This window comes from Pseudophaeobacter sp. 1A09344 (assembly GCF_041008745.1).
GTDB classification, from domain to species: domain Bacteria; phylum Pseudomonadota; class Alphaproteobacteria; order Rhodobacterales; family Rhodobacteraceae; genus Phycobacter; species Phycobacter gallaeciensis_A.
In genome coordinates this window covers 215,369-230,225 of record NZ_JAXGFS010000006.1, presented here as the reverse complement: position 1 = coordinate 230,225, position 14,857 = coordinate 215,369, and the positions used below count along the sequence as shown (strand labels likewise).

16 protein-coding genes are annotated in these 14,857 nt (G+C 62.5%); 6 read left to right on the top strand and 10 right to left on the bottom strand.

All coding sequences use genetic code 11. The annotated features are described in order from the left end of the window. Positions 1-33: 33 nt before the first annotated feature. From SM765_RS12685 to SM765_RS12670, 4 genes are all read right to left on the bottom strand, one after another. Positions 34-918 carry a polyprenyl synthetase family protein gene (locus SM765_RS12685; protein ID WP_425537309.1) on the bottom strand — a complete coding sequence of 295 codons (885 nt, stop codon included), beginning with the start codon at positions 916-918 and terminating at the stop codon, positions 34-36. A 4-nt stretch (positions 919-922) separates the two neighbouring features. Beyond that, the gene (locus SM765_RS12680; protein ID WP_065271967.1) at positions 923-1,171 is read right to left on the bottom strand and encodes an exodeoxyribonuclease VII small subunit; all 249 of its coding nucleotides are present in this window, start codon (positions 1,169-1,171) and stop codon (positions 923-925) included. A gap of 155 nt (positions 1,172-1,326) precedes the next feature. Continuing rightward, positions 1,327-2,028, bottom strand: coding sequence for a response regulator (locus tag SM765_RS12675; protein WP_065271966.1), 702 nt, complete (start codon positions 2,026-2,028; stop codon positions 1,327-1,329). Then, positions 2,025-2,537, bottom strand: a complete 513-nt coding sequence (locus SM765_RS12670) for a MarR family winged helix-turn-helix transcriptional regulator (protein WP_065271965.1) — start codon at positions 2,535-2,537, stop codon at positions 2,025-2,027. Before SM765_RS12670 ends, SM765_RS12675 begins: the two co-directional genes overlap by 4 nt. 161 nt (positions 2,538-2,698) lie before the next feature. Between SM765_RS12670 and SM765_RS12665 the strand changes: the two genes are divergently transcribed. Beyond that, complete coding sequence (locus SM765_RS12665) at positions 2,699-3,565, top strand: branched-chain amino acid aminotransferase (RefSeq protein WP_274829965.1); 867 nt, start codon at positions 2,699-2,701, stop codon at positions 3,563-3,565. A 101-nt stretch (positions 3,566-3,666) separates the two neighbouring features. Here the strand turns inward: SM765_RS12665 and SM765_RS12660 are convergent, their stop codons facing one another. Beyond that, positions 3,667-4,095 carry an organic hydroperoxide resistance protein gene (locus SM765_RS12660; protein WP_274833161.1) on the bottom strand — a complete coding sequence of 143 codons (429 nt, stop codon included), beginning with the start codon at positions 4,093-4,095 and terminating at the stop codon, positions 3,667-3,669. 112 nt (positions 4,096-4,207) lie between these two features. Here SM765_RS12660 and SM765_RS12655 point away from each other — a divergent pair, with 112 nt between their 5' ends. Together SM765_RS12655 and SM765_RS12650 are read left to right on the top strand one after the other, a co-directional pair. Then, entirely contained in the window at positions 4,208-4,639 is a 432-nt protein-coding gene (locus SM765_RS12655) for a MarR family winged helix-turn-helix transcriptional regulator (protein ID WP_274838062.1), read from the top strand. A 139-nt stretch (positions 4,640-4,778) separates the two neighbouring features. Then, the gene (locus SM765_RS12650) at positions 4,779-6,341 is read left to right on the top strand and encodes an alkaline phosphatase D family protein (RefSeq protein ID WP_274838063.1); all 1,563 of its coding nucleotides are present in this window, start codon (positions 4,779-4,781) and stop codon (positions 6,339-6,341) included. A gap of 90 nt (positions 6,342-6,431) precedes the next feature. On the opposite strand, the gene SM765_RS12645 is transcribed toward SM765_RS12650, so the two are convergent. Continuing rightward, complete coding sequence (locus SM765_RS12645; RefSeq protein WP_274839018.1) at positions 6,432-6,929, bottom strand: GNAT family N-acetyltransferase; 498 nt, start codon at positions 6,927-6,929, stop codon at positions 6,432-6,434. Between the two features lie 91 nt (positions 6,930-7,020). After that, positions 7,021-7,962, bottom strand: a complete 942-nt coding sequence (locus tag SM765_RS12640) for a DMT family transporter (protein WP_274838064.1) — start codon at positions 7,960-7,962, stop codon at positions 7,021-7,023. A gap of 129 nt (positions 7,963-8,091) precedes the next feature. Here SM765_RS12640 and SM765_RS12635 point away from each other — a divergent pair, with 129 nt between their 5' ends. After that, complete coding sequence (locus tag SM765_RS12635) at positions 8,092-8,658, top strand: hypothetical protein (RefSeq protein WP_274838065.1); 567 nt, start codon at positions 8,092-8,094, stop codon at positions 8,656-8,658. 133 nt (positions 8,659-8,791) lie between these two features. Beyond that, positions 8,792-10,294 carry a malonate--CoA ligase gene (locus SM765_RS12630; protein WP_274838066.1) on the top strand — a complete coding sequence of 501 codons (1,503 nt, stop codon included), beginning with the start codon at positions 8,792-8,794 and terminating at the stop codon, positions 10,292-10,294. 63 nt (positions 10,295-10,357) lie between these two features. On the opposite strand, the gene SM765_RS12625 is transcribed toward SM765_RS12630, so the two are convergent. Beyond that, entirely contained in the window at positions 10,358-10,984 is a 627-nt protein-coding gene (locus tag SM765_RS12625; protein ID WP_274838067.1) for a cation efflux transmembrane domain-containing protein, read from the bottom strand. 73 nt (positions 10,985-11,057) lie between these two features. Here SM765_RS12625 and SM765_RS12620 point away from each other — a divergent pair, with 73 nt between their 5' ends. Further along, positions 11,058-11,492, top strand: a complete 435-nt coding sequence (locus tag SM765_RS12620) for a MerR family transcriptional regulator (RefSeq protein WP_274838068.1) — start codon at positions 11,058-11,060, stop codon at positions 11,490-11,492. A 3-nt stretch (positions 11,493-11,495) separates the two neighbouring features. On the opposite strand, the gene SM765_RS12615 is transcribed toward SM765_RS12620, so the two are convergent. Then, positions 11,496-12,530 carry an ACP S-malonyltransferase gene (locus SM765_RS12615; RefSeq protein ID WP_274838069.1) on the bottom strand — a complete coding sequence of 345 codons (1,035 nt, stop codon included), beginning with the start codon at positions 12,528-12,530 and terminating at the stop codon, positions 11,496-11,498. After that, positions 12,527-14,716 (bottom strand): thiamine pyrophosphate-dependent enzyme, encoded by a 2,190-nt coding sequence (locus SM765_RS12610; RefSeq protein ID WP_274838070.1) that lies wholly within the window; start codon positions 14,714-14,716, stop codon positions 12,527-12,529. The genes SM765_RS12615 and SM765_RS12610 overlap by 4 nt, the downstream gene beginning before the upstream one ends. Between the last annotated feature and the right edge of the window lie 141 nt (positions 14,717-14,857).

The window sequence follows — 14,857 nt, the reverse complement described above, 5'->3', positions numbered from 1 at the left end:
TCCTCGGGAGTGGCGCAGCAAATGGTGCGCAGGTTAGCTATCGCGCGCAATAACGAAGCGGGCGGCGTCCTTCAAGATTGCAGCCTCTTCCCCATAGGAAGAAAGCGCGGCACAGGCGGTGCCGCACAGCTCTTCTGCGCGGGCTTTTGCCGGTTCCAGCCCCAGCAGGGAGACAAAGGTGGCCTTGCCAGCAGTTTCGTCCTTGCGCAGGGCCTTGCCGACCTTGCTGGCATCGCCTTCAACATCCAAGATGTCGTCAGCGATCTGAAAAGCAAGCCCCAGCGCCGAGGCGTAGGCCTGCAAAGGCCCGGTATCCGCGTCGGCCAGAACCGCACCGGCGGTGGCGGACCATTCGATCAGGCAACCGGTCTTGCGGGCTTGCAGCCGGGTGATTTCGTCAAGTGTCAGCGGCATGCCTGCGGTTTCCGCGGCGATGTCCATCATCTGCCCTGAAACCATGCCATCCTTGCCCGCCGATTGCGCCAGCGCCCGGATCAGCACCAGCGCCTGCGGGCCGATGTGATCGGCAGCTAACAGTTCAAAGGCAAATGTCTGCAAGGCATCCCCGGCGAGCGTCGCCGTGGCCTCGTCCCATTTGCGGTGCAGGGTCGGCTGGCCCCGGCGCAGGTCGTCATCGTCCATGCAGGGCAGATCGTCATGCACGAGCGAATAGGCGTGCACGCATTCGATGGCCAGCGCCGCATCCAGCGCGGCGGTTGCATCGACACCATGCAAGCGGGCGCTTTCCAGCACCAGAAATCCGCGCAGCATCTTGCCGCCGACCATGGCGTAGCGCATGGCGTCGTGCAGGCGGTCGGTGCCGCTCAGCCGCATGTCCATATGGGCGGTGATCCGGGTCTGGGCATCCAGCAGCGCCGCCTGAAAGGCGCGCGTGTCCGCCTGCATCTCCGTGGTCATGCCCTCAGCCCGCATCCAGCGGCTGGGTGCCGGTCGGGGTGCCATTTGCATCCAGGGTGATGGCGGCGACCTTTTCCTCGGCGCGCTTCAGCTCGTCCTCGCAGCGTTTCTTCAGCGCCGCGCCGCGTTCGTACAGCGCGATCGAGGCATCCAGCGCCACATCGCCGCGTTCCAGCTGATCCACCACGCGTTCCAGCTCGTGCATGGCCTGTTCAAAGCTCATCTCTTCGACGGGGGTCTGGGTCTCGGTCATCTGGCTGCCTCTGTCAGTTCTTCCACATGCGCCCGGGCGGAGACGGGCAGGGCGTTCAGATCATATCTGCACGTCAAAGTCGAGGTGTGAGAGCGGCATAAACGCGCCGTGGAAAGGCGGCAGCGTTACCGGTCTGGGGCGGGGCCGGGGGTGGCTCAGTCCGGCGCCAGCATATAGCCCGCACCGCGCACGGTTTGCAGGTATTGCGGTTGTTTCGGGTTGGGTTCGATCTTGCGGCGCAGGCGGGTGATCTGCACGTCCACGGCGCGTTCTTGCGCCTGGCCCCGGTCGCGGCCCAGATCCTCGACCAGTTTTGCCCGGCTGATCGGCTCTCCGGGCTGGGCGGAAAAGATCTTCATCAGCTGGCTTTCGGTGCCGGTGAGGCGGATCAGATCGTCCCCCTGCCACATCTCGCCCCGTTCGATGTCATAGCGGATGGCGCCGAGGTGCAGAACCTTGGGAATGCTGTCCTCGGCCACGGTATCGGGCATCCGCCGCAGGATCGCGTTGACGCGCAGCAGCAGCTCCTTGGGCTCAAACGGTTTGGAGAGGTAATCGTCGGCCCCGGCCTCAAGCCCGGCGATGCGGTCATCGGTCTCGCCCTTGGCGGTCAGCAGCAGGATCGGCGTGGTCATGGTTTCACGCAACGCGCGGGTCAGGCTGACACCATCCTCGCCGGGCATCATCACATCCATGATGATCAGATCGAAATCCAGCCCGGCCAGCAGCCGCCGGGCATGGGCGCCATCGCGCGCGGCGGTCACAAGGAACCCGGCCCGCATCAGGAACTTCTTCAAAAGGCTGCGGATGCGCTCATCATCATCCACAATCATCAGATGTGCGTCGTTGGTGCTCATGATCCGGTTTCCCGCAGCTTGGCATAGACCCGGCGCATATCCGCATCCATCATCGCTTCCAGCACCTTCTTGAAGCCCTGTACCGCCTCGGGGCCGGCTTCTTTATAGGCGCTGCGCATGCGGGCGCGCTGGGCATCGGACAGTGCCGTTTCCAAGGCCACGCCCTTTTCGGTGAGGTAAAGATGCCGTTCCCGCTTGTCGGCGGTGCCGACCCTGCTTTCGACCAGCCCGTCTTCGATCAGGGTGCGCAGTACCCGGTTCAGCGATTGCTTGGTGACGCCCAGAATGGTCAGCAGGTTGTTGACCGTGGTGCCCGGCGCCCGGTTGATAAAGTGGATCGCCCGGTGATGCGCCCGACCATAGGCCATTTCGGCGAGGATCCGGTCGGGATCTGCGGTAAAACCCCGGTAGGCAAAGAACACCGCCTCGATCCCCTGGCGGAGCTGTTCGTCCGTCAGAAACAACAGGCTTTCGCCGCCAAAACCCTGTCCTGAACGCCCTTCCGGCATGGCTGTCCCCTCCACTGCTCTCACAGGCAGTTTAAGTCAGCGTTATTGACATTCCAAGGGTGAAGATGTATCGAATCGCAGCTTTGGCGCAACAATATGTCCGCTCCGGTCATTTCAAGCGCAACTTATGAAAACATCGATGGATTTAGTGGAGGTGCGGCATGGCCGGATATGATGACCGTGACGGATTGATCTGGATGGACGGGGAGATGGTCGAATGGCGGGATGCCAAGGTGCATATCCTGACCCATGCGATGCATTATGCGTCTTCCGTTTTCGAGGGCGAGCGCGCCTATAACGGCAAGATCTTCAAGAGCCGCGAACACTCCGAGCGCCTGATTGCCTCTGCCGAGGCGCTGGACATGCCGATGCCCTATACCGTGGATCAGATCGAAGCCGCCAAGGAAGAGACCCTGAAGGCTTCGGGTTTGACCGATGCCTATGTGCGCGCACTGGTCTGGCGCGGCGCGGGTGAAGACATGGGCGTGGCTTCGGCCAAGAACCCGGTGCGGATGGCGGTCGCTGTCTGGGGCTGGGGTGCCTATTACGGCGACGCCAAGATGCAGGGCGCCAAGCTGGACATCGCAGAGTGGAAACGCCCGAGCCCGGAAACCATCCCGGTGCACGCCAAGGCGGCTGGCCTTTACATGATCTGCACCATCTCCAAGCACAAGGCCGAGGCCAAGGGCTGCTCGGATGCGCTGTTCATGGATTACCGCGGCTACGTGGCTGAGGCGACCGGCGCCAATATCTTCTTCGTGAAGGATGGCGAAGTGCATACGCCGCTGCCCGATTGCTTCCTCAACGGTCTCACCCGTCAGACCGTGATCGGCATGCTGAAGGACCGTGGCATCACCGTGCACGAGCGCCACATCATGCCCGAGGAAATGGAAGGCTTTGAACAGTGCTGGCTCACCGGCACCGCTGCCGAGGTCACCCCGGTGGGCGAGATCGGCCCCTACACGTTCGAAGTCGGCGCGCTGACCCGCGAGATCGCCGAGGCCTATGAGGCGCTGGTGCGCAGCTGATCCGTCAGATCTGTTGGTAAAATGCAAAAGCGCGGACCGATTGGCCCGCGCTTTTTCCGTTTCAGCACCTGCGATGCGGTGGGCGCCCGGTAGCGGGCGGGTCAAACCACCTCGGTTGTGACTTCGATATTGCCGCGGGTGGCGTTGGAATAGGGGCAGATGGCGTGGCCCGCATCGGCGATGCGCTGGGCTTCGGCCTTGTCCACACCGGGCATGGAGACCTTGAGGGTGACCGACAGGCCAAAGCCGCCTTCGGCGCGCGGGCCGATGCCAACCGCAGCATCGACAGAAACATCGTCGGGCACCTTGGCCAGGGATGTGTCCTGGGTCGTGGCGAATTTCATCGCACCGATATAGCAAGCCGCATATCCGGCGGCGAAAAGCTGTTCCGGGTTGCTGCCTTTACCGCCGCCGCCCATTTCGCGGGGCGGATCCAGATCGAAATGAACCTCGCTACCGTGGATGCTGGCCTTGCCGTCGCGGCCGCCGGTTGCGGTGGCGCCTGCGGTGTAGATCGGGGTGATGGACATGTTGTCTCCTATTTGAGTCGTGTGCGATTAAATCGTGTACGATTTAAATAGGGATCACAGGCCGAAAATCAACCGCTTGCGATTAAAGCGTGCGCGACATAAATCTGAAGACATGGACAGGACCCTGAAAATCGACGATCTTCTGTGCTTTTCGCTCTATTCGGCGAACCACGCGCTGACGCGGCTGTACCGTCCCCTGCTGGCGCCCTTGGGCCTGACCTATCCGCAGTATCTGGTGCTGGTGGCCCTGTGGGAGCAGGACGAACAGAAGGTCAGCGATCTGGGCAAGCGGCTGGATTTGGAAACCAATACGCTGACGCCGCTGTTGAAGCGGATGGAAAGCGCAGGCTACCTGACCCGCCGCCGCAATCCCGAGGATGAGCGCAGCCTGATCGTGTCCCTGACCGACAAGGGGCAGGCCCTGCAGGCCGAGGCGCAGGAAATTTCCACCTGCGTCATCGAGGCGATGGGCGGCGATCTGAATGAGCTGATCGAATTGCGCGACCGGGTAAACGCCCTGCGTGCGCGGCTGGACTCCGCCTGACCTGGCCAGCCCGTCCTTTTACCGCGCGGGCAGGGGGTCACAAAACGTTCGCTAAAGTTTCATTTTGAGCACGGAAAGATTTTACATTGGCGCGGTCTGTCTGGCGCCACCTATCCAATGTAACAGACAGGGGAATCTCATGTCTTCTCATCGCTTTATGCGCCCCAGCCGCCGGGCTTTCCTGGCGGGCGGTACCGCTTTTGCTGCCTCGCTGGCGGCGCCCTCGATTTCGCGTGCTTCGGCACGCCCGGTCTTTACGCACGGCGTTCAGTCCGGCGACGTGGACACCATGTCCGGCATGATCTGGACCCGCACCGACCGCCCCGCGCGGGTGATGATGGAAGTCTCCACCACCGAAAGCTTTGCCAATGCGCGCCAGCTGGCGCCGCTGACCGCAGGCCCCAGCAACGATTTCGCCGTCAAGCGCATGGTTGATGGCCTGCCGTCGGATCAGGATATCTTCTACCGTTTTGTGGCTGCGGATCTGAACGATCTGCAGGCGACATCGGACCCCATCGTCGGTCAGTTCCGCACCGCGCCGACCGCGCGCCGCGATGTGCGTTTTGCCTGGTCGGGCGACACCGCCGGTCAGGGCTGGGGCATCGATGACGAAGGCATGCGCACCTATGCGACCATGGCCCAGCACCGCCCCGATTTCTTCATCCACTCGGGCGATACCATCTATGCCGATGGCCCGATGCAGGACGAGGTCGAAAAGGACGGTCAGCTGATCTGGAAGAACTCCACCCTGATCGAGGAAAAGCGCAAAGTGGCCGAAACCCTCGATGAATTCCGCGGCCAGTGGAAATACAACATGATGGACGAGCACGTGCGCGCAATGAACGCGCTCTGCCCGACCTTCTTCCAGTGGGATGACCACGAGGTGGTGAACAACTGGTCCGACGCCAAGGATCTGAGCGGCGACGACCGTTACACCGAGAAGAACGTGCACGTGCTGGCGGCCCGCTCGGCCAAGGCCTTCCACGAGATGACCCCGATCAGCTACACGCCCGCAGAACCCGGCCGGGTCTACCGCAAGATCGGCTATGGTCCGATGCTGGACGTCTTCTTCCTCGATCTGCGCAGCTATCGCGCGGGCAACAGCCTTGGCTTGCAGGAAAACCCTGCGGATGAGGCCACCACGCTTCTGGGCGCCGAGCAGATCGCATGGCTCAAGCGTGAGCTGGCGAAATCGACCGCCACCTGGAAGGTCATCGCCTGTGACATGCCCATCGGTCTGGTTGTGCGCGATGGTGAGCGGGTCGAGGCGATCTCGAACGGTGACGATGGCAGCGCCAAGGGCCGCGAATTCGAAATCGCCGACCTGCTGCGCTTCATCAAGACCGCCAAGATCGACAACATCGTCTGGTTAACCGCCGATGTGCACTACACCGCGGCGCATTACTACAACCCTGACAAGGCCGCCTTCCAGGACTTCGACCCCTTCTGGGAGTTCGTCTCCGGCCCGCTCCATGCCGGTACATTCGGCCCGAACGCGCTGGATGGCACCTTTGGTCCCGAGGTGAAATTCGTGAAGGCCCCGAAAGAGGGCGAAGCCAACCTGCCGCCCTCCGAAGGGTTGCAGTTCTTCGGCCTTGTGGACATCGACGGTGCCACCCAGCAGATGACCGTGCGCCTGATGGACCGCGCCGATCAGGAGCTGTGGAAGATCACGCTGGACCCCAAGGGCCCCAGCATCTGATCAGCCCATCAGGACTGGGAGCAGTCACAGACCCAACGGCCCGGGGCATTGTCCCGGGCCAATGTCGTTCATCGCGGCGTGCCAAAGCCTTTAGGCAGTATCGAGACGGAATTTCAGGAAACGGGAGCCATCGTAGTCGATCTCTTCCAGAAACCGCGCACCCAGCCGGGACAGGGCACCCAGCGATTTGCGCGAAGGGGGCAACAGGAAGGTGACATAGGGAATGCGCGCATCATGTCGTGCAAACTCCAGCAGGTGCCGCGAGATGCGCGGCCCAAGGCCAAAGCAGTCTGGCCGCAGAACCAGCCCGAGATCCCATTCCTCCCCTTCCTTTTCAAAGCCGCCCCATCCCACATAGGCCCCATCGGCCAGAATCGCCCAGTGACCCAAGCCGTCCTGTTGCCAGCGCGTCTCCTTTACTTCGATGAAATGGCGCACCATGGCCGCGTCCCAGCCTGTCGTCATCAAGGGCAGATGCGTGGCCACGCGTGGATCGGACATATGCGCAAGAACCTGCTCGGGCGGTACATCTGTCAGGCGCGTCAGCGTGATCGCGGGGCGGCGGGATATGGGAGAGGGTTCAGTCAAAACGGCGATCCGTGGCGGGTATGGTCACTGCGCCGCATAGTGGCGCGGTGCAACATATCCACGCCAATCACATTGTCGTTGTCGCCCTGACCTATCCGCCCTTGGGATCGGTGAGCGCCCGCGCCTTGCCGCGCTCCAGCCCCAGGCGGCTTTCGCGCCAGATCACCAGTGCATTGCCCGCAATGACCAGCGTCGCCCCCGCCAGCATGATAAAGGTGGGCAATTCCTCGAACCAGAAATACCCCAGCAGGATGGCAAAGATCATCGAGACATAATCATAGGGCGCCAGCATCGAGGCAGGCGCAAACCGGTAGGATGAGGTCACGAGGATTTGCGCGATGCCGCCCACAAGCCCCGCCCCGATCAGCATCGCCAGAACCTCGGCGCTGGGCATGACCCAGCCAAAGGGCAGCGTCAGCAGCGAAAGGCCCGAGGCGGTCAGCGAGAAATAGAAGACAATGGCGGCGGTGGGTTCGGTCATCACCATGCGGCGCACGTGGATCTGCACGAACCCCCGCGCGATGGTCGCGCCCAGCACCAATAGCGCGCCCAGCGTTGCCCCGTCCGACAGATCCGCGCCCGAACCCAGCCGCGGCCAGATCATGATCATCACCCCGACAAGGCCGATGGCCACCGCCGAGATCCGCACCAGACGAATGGTCTCCCCCAGAAAGATCGCCGCCAGGATCAGCGTGAAGATCGGCGTGGCATAGCCGATGGCCGTGACCTCTGGCAGGGGCAAGAGGCCAAGCCCCAGAAAGGTCATCCCCATGGCCGAGGTCCCGACCAGACCCCGCCAGACATGCACCATCGGGTTCTTGGTCTTCAGCCCATCGCGCAGATCACCGCGCAGGGCGAGCCAGACAACGATGACGGGAATCGCAAAGAAGGAGCGAAAGAACACTGCTTCGCCCGTCGGAACATCCTCGGTCACGGCCTTGATCAGCGCCGAGAGCATGGTGAACAACCCGATGGCCGCCACCTTGAGTAGAATCGCCAGAATAGGTCGATGCGATGTTAAGGATTTCGTCATGGGCAGAAACCTGCGCCTGTACGAGGCAAAGATCAAGGAGATGTCTGCAAATCGTGTTGGGTGGTGGTGTGGACATGTCTGTCGTTCGGTATCTTGAATAATCGCGCCTTCTGGACCAACCTCAAGACCATGAAGAAAAAAGTGCGGACGATCATTTTGGCTATGATGAGTGTCTTTCTGTTGCCTTCCGTTGGCTCTGCAGAAGACAATGACGCACCAGAGTTCCTTATCTTTGGGATGCCACTGAGCCAACAAGTCGAAAGATTGAGCGCCCCTGAGTTTCGTCGATACCAGACGGCTCTGGCCAAATTTCAACATGTCGATGGTTGCGTTGCGGATACTGGGGGCGAACCACGGTACGGTTCTTCTCTGATGCGCTGGAACCATCTAAACACATTGGAGAAAGTGAATGTCTGTGTTTTCCTATTGGCCGCAAAACTGAACAATCCCGAACAAATGGCCAACTGGTTCAACCTGAATGGTTTCAAAGCGACATTGATTGAAAACAAGTCGAGCTCGATGAGGTTTTACAATCGCGACGATGATGGTGTTCTGGTGAGCGCCGGTGCTCCAATAAGCGGGCCAATTCGAGTCGGGTTTCTGGACCGATTGCTTGCCCACAGTGTGTCGGTCGGAGTCACTTTTTCTTCTGATGGTGAGCCGCTGGATGTCAACACAACCATCACCAGAAAATAGCACCTTCTTCTAATAGTGTGTCACTAAGGGCCTCAAACCGAACCAACACGATTAGCAGACACGACCACGCTCAATGGCTTGATTTCCCGCCCCGCTCTGGCGCAGATACCTGCGTTGATGAAGGAGCCAGCCGATGTATGATGCCAACCACCTGATTTCCCGGCTGCGGGCCGCCTCAATTGGCCACGAGACGCGCAATTTCGCCACTTTCCCGGCGCGGGCCAGCATGACATTCGGCGAATTGTTTGCAGGCGCCGAGCGCAACGCGGCGGCGCTGGTGGCGATGGGGGTTCAGCCCGGTGATCGGGTGGCGGTGCAGGTGGAAAAGACCATCGAGGCGATCCAGCTTTACCTTGGTACGGTGATGGCCGGGGGCGTCTTTCTGCCGCTCAACACCGCCTATACAACGCCCGAGGTGGCTTATTTCCTGGGCGATGCCAGCCCCCGCGTGGTGGTCTGCGATCCCGCCCGCGAAGATGACATTGCCGAAATCGCAGGTGACGCCCGCGTGGTGACGCTGGATGGCAAGGGTCTGGGCAGCCTGACCGATGCCGTCGTGGGGCGTGGCGGCTTTGATCCGGTGCCGCGCGGGCCGGATGATCTGGCGGCGATCCTCTATACCTCGGGCACCACCGGGCGCTCCAAGGGGGCGATGCTGAGCCATGAGAACCTCGCGTCGAACTCGCTGATGCTGCGCGACTACTGGCAGTTCACCGAGCAGGACGTATTGATCCACGCGCTGCCGATCTTTCACACTCACGGGCTGTTCGTGGCCACCAATGTGGCGCTGCTGGCGGGCGCGCGGCTGGTGTTTCTCAAGGGCTTCAACGCAGACGAGATCCTCGACGCCATGCCGCGCGCCACGGCGCTGATGGGGGTCCCGACCTTCTACACGCGCCTCTTGGCGGATCCGCGCCTGACGCGCGAACGCGCCGAGAACATGCGCCTGTTCATCTCCGGCTCGGCGCCTTTGTTGGTGGACACGCATGAGGAATGGGAGGCCCGGACCGGGCACCGTATTCTGGAACGTTACGGCATGACCGAAACCAATATGAGTACCTCGAACCCCTATGACGGCGAGCGTCGCGCCGGTACCGTCGGCTTCCCGCTGCCAGGGGTCGAGGCGCGGATCATGGCGGAGGGCAAGGAAGTTCCGACGGGTGAGACTGGCGTCCTCCAAGTGCGCGGGGCCAATGTGTTTCAGGGCTACTGGCAGATGCCGGAAAAGACCGCCGAGGAGCTGCTGCCTGATGGCTGGTTCATCACCGGCGACATGGCCCGCATGGACGAAGACGGCTATGTCACCATCGTCGGCCGGGCAAAGGATCTGGTGATCACCGGCGGCTTCAACGTCTACCCCAAAGAGGTGGAAAGTCTGATCGACGATCTCCCCGGCGTCTTGGAAAGCGCGGTGATCGGCGTGCCGCATCCTGATTTCGGCGAGGCAGTGGTGGCCGTGGTTGTCCCCACGGGCGAAGGCACCAGCCCCGAGGCGGTCAAGGCCGCGCTTTCGGGGCATCTGGCGAAGTTCAAGCAGCCCAAAGAGGTGATCCTGCTCGATGCCCTGCCGCGCAACACCATGGGCAAGGTGCAGAAAAAGGCCCTGCGCGAAGATTACGCCGGGCTGTTTGCCTGAGTTTCGCCCGGCCGATAGGTCGGGCTGCGCCTGCCTGCCCCCCGGCAGGCACCGCCCTAGTCCTTAGTGCTGATGCGCCAGATCCTCGCGGCGTTCCTGAATGGCCTGCACAAGGATCTGCCAGGCGGAATTCAGGAACAGCCCTGCCATGATCCCGGCCACGATTAGGTCCGGCCAGCCGGTGGCTGTCCCCCAGACCCCCAGCGCCGCGATCATCACCGCCACATTGCCGATGGCATCGTTGCGCGAACACAGCCAGACCGAGCGTACATTGGCATCCCCGTCCTTATAGGCCGCCAGCAAGAGGACCGAGGTCACATTGGCCGCCAGGGCCATGAACCCGATGACGCCCATCACCTCGGCCTGTGGCACGCCCAGAACAAACACGTGGTAGAGGGTCGATCCGAACACCCAAATCCCCATCAACAAGAGGCTGATCCCCTTTGCCAGCGCCGCCAGCGCGCGGGTGCGCAGGCTGGCACCGATGACGGCCAGTGAGATCCCATAGGTCAGCGCATCGCCGAGGAAATCCAGCGCGTCCGCCTTCAGCGCCTGACTGCCTGCCATCTGGCCCGCGCCCATCTCCACCGCGAACATGCCCGCGTTGATCGCGATCACGATCCAGAGACGTCGTTTATAGGCCGCTGAAACCCCGTCAAACCGCGCCTCATGCCCGCAACATCCTGCCATTGCCCTTGTCCTTTGTTCCGATTCGAGGTCAACCTAATGGCTCTAGTCACTAGAGGTTCAAGAGGGATCCACGATGTTTTCCATCGGCGCGCTGTCCAAGGCCACCGGGGTCAAGGTGCCCACCATCCGATACTACGAGGAGATCGGCTTGTTGCCGCCTGCTGGGCGCAATGCGGGCAACCAGCGCCGCTATGGTCAGGAGGGGCTGGAGGCGCTGGGCTTTATCAAACACGCCCGCGACCTTGGCTTTGCGCTGGAGGACATCAAGGTGCTGATGGCCTTGGATGGTGAGTTGGGCGAGGATTGCGCCGAGGCCAACCGCATCGCCCGCGCGCAGCTTGATCAGGTGCGCGCGCGCATTGCACGGCTACAGCAACTGGCGACAGAGCTGGAGCGTATTTCCCATCTGTGTGACGGGGGCAATGGCGGTCATTGCAAGGTGCTGACGGCGCTTGGCGATCACAGCCAATGCGCCGCCGATCACGAGCCTGTTCGCAGGGCTGATTAGACCCTAACCCGTTACAATCGCGCGCTGCGCATCATCGCCCATGGAGATCAGGGAGGGCGCCTTGGCCTGCTGTGCCTTGAAATCAGCCTTGCCACTCATACCCTGCCAGCCCGCGTGCACCAGCGATTGCGCCACCGCGCCGCCCAGCGTGGTGCCGGGGCCGGTGACGATGAAGAGATCCGGCGCAAACTCTAGCGCTGCGTTCTGCACCGCACGGGTGAAATCGTATGGCTCCACCACCTGATGCCCCAGCGTGTAGTCCCACAGCGCCTGCGTATCGGTGGCGCCGGGCCACCAGACATGACCGCGCCCGTCGATCAGCGGCACCTTGGGCTGGCTGAACATGCCCGCGGCCAGACGTTTGCGCCCCTCGGCAGCGACGGGGGCTTGAAGGGCGGTGTGGAAGGCCGCGTGATTGGCCAGGCGCATGGGGAACCGCTCTTCGACCACCGGCACGGCAGCCTCAAAGGCAGACAGGCCCGCCTCGTTCCCGGCCAAGACCAGCATACCGCCCAGATCAATAGACAGGGCCAGGTCGTGACCAGCGCGAGCGTTGATCTCGGCCACGATCGCAAGCAGCTCCGCCTTGCGGGCGGGATCGTTCTGCCAGTCTGCACCTGCGAAAGGATAGACCAGCTGCCCGCCGATCAATTGCTCCTGCATCAGCGTGCCCATGGTGTTGACCACGGTAAAGCCGTCCTCGGCGCTGAGCGCCCCGGCGGCGGCCAGGGCAATGTACCAGCCCATGGAATTGCCAGTGACCGCGACAACCTCGATATCCTTCGCCAGAGACTGCGCATCTGCCAGCGAAGCAGCATAGATCAGCGGCGATGCGATATCTCCGCGGGAATATTTCGAGACCGAGAACCGGGTGGCCCCGTCCAGCGTGGTGACCTCTTCCTGTCCTGCGGCGCCGCGCTGGGCGTCAAAGCCCGCAAACAGCGCGGCCTTGTCGCCATGGTGGCGGTGCAGGTAACCGAGTTCGGGTTTGTTGTAGGTGCCCCGTCCGGGGCAGATCAGTACGGCCTTGCGGGTCATTTTGCACCTCCGGTCAGGTCAAGGGCGGCGGCCAGAATGCTATCCTTGGACGGCAGAGTGGCCGCATAGGCGGGCCCGGTCGAGATAAAGCAATCCCCCGCCGCATGGCGGGCGAGCGACGTGACGCCGTTTTCGGTGAATAGCGCCATCAACCCCTCGGACTGGCTGCCGGTGGTGCGGCATTCATCGACGATCAGCACGTGTTTGCAGCCTTTGGTGGCCTCCAGCAGCGCCTCCGCCGGGAGCGGCGCCAGCCAGCGCAGATCGATGATGCGGGTCTTGATGCCTTTGGCTTCCAGCTCTGCCTTGGCCTGTGTCGAAAGATACCGCCCGTTGCCATAGGTCACGATGGCCAGATCGGTGCCATCGCCATCTATGCCCACGTCCCCCAGTGCAATGCGTTGATCCGGGGCAGGGTAGGCGCGCATCCAGCCGCCGTCCTTGGTCTCATGCAGGTCGCGCATGGGATAAAGTGCGATAGGCTCGACAAAGACCACCACCCGCTGCTCCTCGCGGGCAAGGCGAACTGCTTCGCGCATCATCATCGCGGCCTCGGCCCCGTCCGAGGGGCAGGCGATGACGATCCCCGGAATGTCGCGCAGAACGGCCAAGGAGTTGTCGTTGTGGAAATGCCCGCCAAAACCCTTTTGATAGCCAAGCCCGGCAATGCGCAGCACCATCGGGTTCGAGAACTGCCCGTTCGAAAAGAACGGTAGCGTCGCCGCCTCGCCGCGGATCTGGTCCTCGGCGTTGTGCAGATAGGCGAGGAACTGGATCTCTGGCATCGGCAGGAAGCCGTTGTGGCCCATGCCTATGGCCAGCCCAAGGATGGATTGTTCATCCAAGAGCGTATCGATCATCCGGTCGGGGCCGAACCGCTGGTGCAGCTTCTGCGTTACGCCATAGACGCCGCCCTTGCGGCCCACGTCCTCGCCCATCATGACGATTTCGCCATGCTCCAGCATCAGATCGGTTAGTGCCCAGTTGATCAGGCGGGACATCGGCTGCGGCTCGTCCATGGCGCGCATGTCGCTGCCAAAGGTCTCGGCGCGTTTTTCCGGTGGCACGCCATTGGTCGGCGCGCAGATCCGCGCGGGCGGGATCAGGCTGGCGGCCACATCGGCGCCGGTCTTCAGATGCGGGCGGGTGACGACCTCGGTCCGGATGCGTTCCACGCGGTCGCAGGTGTCGTTATAGATCTTCAACGCCTCCTGCGGCTCCAGCGCGCCTGCCTCGGCCAGAAGGCGCACGGAGTGCAGCAGCGGATCGTTCGCCTCGTCGGCTTCAACCTCGGACTTTGCCAGATAGGTGGTGGGCACATCGGCGCCCGCATGGCCATAAAGACGCACGGTGCGCAGGTGCAGGAAGGCGGGCTTGCGCCGCGTCCGCACGTATTCGGCGGCCTCCAGCGCAGTGGCGTAGGCCTCGCAAAGATCCAGCCCGTCGGTCTTGAAATACTTGATACCGGGCCGCCCCGCCATCGAGGCTTCGATCCAGCCGGTGGGCGTCTTGGTGGAAATACCGATCCCGTTATCCTCGCAGACGAACAGAAGCGGCAGCGGGATCGACTGCACCGAGGTCCAGCCCGCCGCGTTGATCGCGCCCTGCGCGGTGGAATGGTTGGCCGAGGCATCGCCAAAGGAACACATGACGATGCTGTCATCGGCCAGCAGCTGGTGTTCCGGGCGATGGCGCCGGGCCGCACCCACTGAATAGGCGGCACCGACCGCCTTGGGCAGGTGGCTGGCGATGGTGGAGGTCTGCGGCGGGATCATCAGTGCCTTGGAGCCCAGAACCTTGTGCCGTCCGCCCGAGGTGGGATCCTCGGAAGAACAGGCAAAGGACAGCAGCATGTCCCAGGCGATGCGCTGCCCCGGCACCTGATCGGCGCGGGCAATCTGGAAGGCGGCGTCGCGGTAATGGAGGAAGGCCATGTCATCGGCGCGGAGGGCGCGGGCAACGGCAGCCATGCCTTCGTGTCCCGAGGATCCGATGGTATAGAACCCCTCACCGGCCTTCTGCATGGCGCGGCTGGTCAGATCCAGCGCCCGGCTCAGCACCTGGGCGCGGTAGACCGCGACGGCTGTATCGGGGGCAAGCCCGCTGCGCGGTGAAGCTCCGGCTGGCAACTGTCCGGCTGCAACCCGGTCCAGAAAATTCTGATGCACGATCTGGGCGCGATCCATCTGATGTCCTCATGTCAGTGTCCGGTTGGGGTTATCCTCCAGATGGGGGCGGATTTCCAATGAGTATGCAAGCTCAATTCATGACGCAATGGAATGAGTGAGCGTATGTCAAAGGCGATTTGGAAAGGATCAAGGTTGGGT

Bases quoted from the DNA above. Each gene is read 5' to 3' on its own strand.
- SM765_RS12625 (WP_274838067.1), bottom strand. From the start codon at position 10,984: ATGGCAGGATGTTGCGGGCATGAGGCGCGGTTTGACGGGGTTTCAGCG.
- SM765_RS12685 (WP_425537309.1), bottom strand. From the start codon at position 918: ATGACCACGGAGATGCAGGCGGACACGCGCGCCTTTCAGGCGGCGCTG.
- SM765_RS12610 (WP_274838070.1), bottom strand. From the start codon at position 14,716: ATGGATCGCGCCCAGATCGTGCATCAGAATTTTCTGGACCGGGTTGCA.
- SM765_RS12655 (WP_274838062.1), top strand. From the start codon at position 4,208: ATGGACAGGACCCTGAAAATCGACGATCTTCTGTGCTTTTCGCTCTAT.
- SM765_RS12660 (WP_274833161.1), bottom strand. From the start codon at position 4,095: ATGTCCATCACCCCGATCTACACCGCAGGCGCCACCGCAACCGGCGGC.
- SM765_RS12620 (WP_274838068.1), top strand. From the start codon at position 11,058: ATGTTTTCCATCGGCGCGCTGTCCAAGGCCACCGGGGTCAAGGTGCCC.
- SM765_RS12675 (WP_065271966.1), bottom strand. From the start codon at position 2,028: ATGAGCACCAACGACGCACATCTGATGATTGTGGATGATGATGAGCGC.
- SM765_RS12670 (WP_065271965.1), bottom strand. From the start codon at position 2,537: ATGCCGGAAGGGCGTTCAGGACAGGGTTTTGGCGGCGAAAGCCTGTTG.
- SM765_RS12630 (WP_274838066.1), top strand. From the start codon at position 8,792: ATGTATGATGCCAACCACCTGATTTCCCGGCTGCGGGCCGCCTCAATT.
- SM765_RS12680 (WP_065271967.1), bottom strand. From the start codon at position 1,171: ATGACCGAGACCCAGACCCCCGTCGAAGAGATGAGCTTTGAACAGGCC.
- SM765_RS12650 (WP_274838063.1), top strand. From the start codon at position 4,779: ATGTCTTCTCATCGCTTTATGCGCCCCAGCCGCCGGGCTTTCCTGGCG.
- SM765_RS12615 (WP_274838069.1), bottom strand. From the start codon at position 12,530: ATGACCCGCAAGGCCGTACTGATCTGCCCCGGACGGGGCACCTACAAC.
- SM765_RS12635 (WP_274838065.1), top strand. From the start codon at position 8,092: ATGAAGAAAAAAGTGCGGACGATCATTTTGGCTATGATGAGTGTCTTT.
- SM765_RS12665 (WP_274829965.1), top strand. From the start codon at position 2,699: ATGGCCGGATATGATGACCGTGACGGATTGATCTGGATGGACGGGGAG.
- SM765_RS12640 (WP_274838064.1), bottom strand. From the start codon at position 7,962: ATGACGAAATCCTTAACATCGCATCGACCTATTCTGGCGATTCTACTC.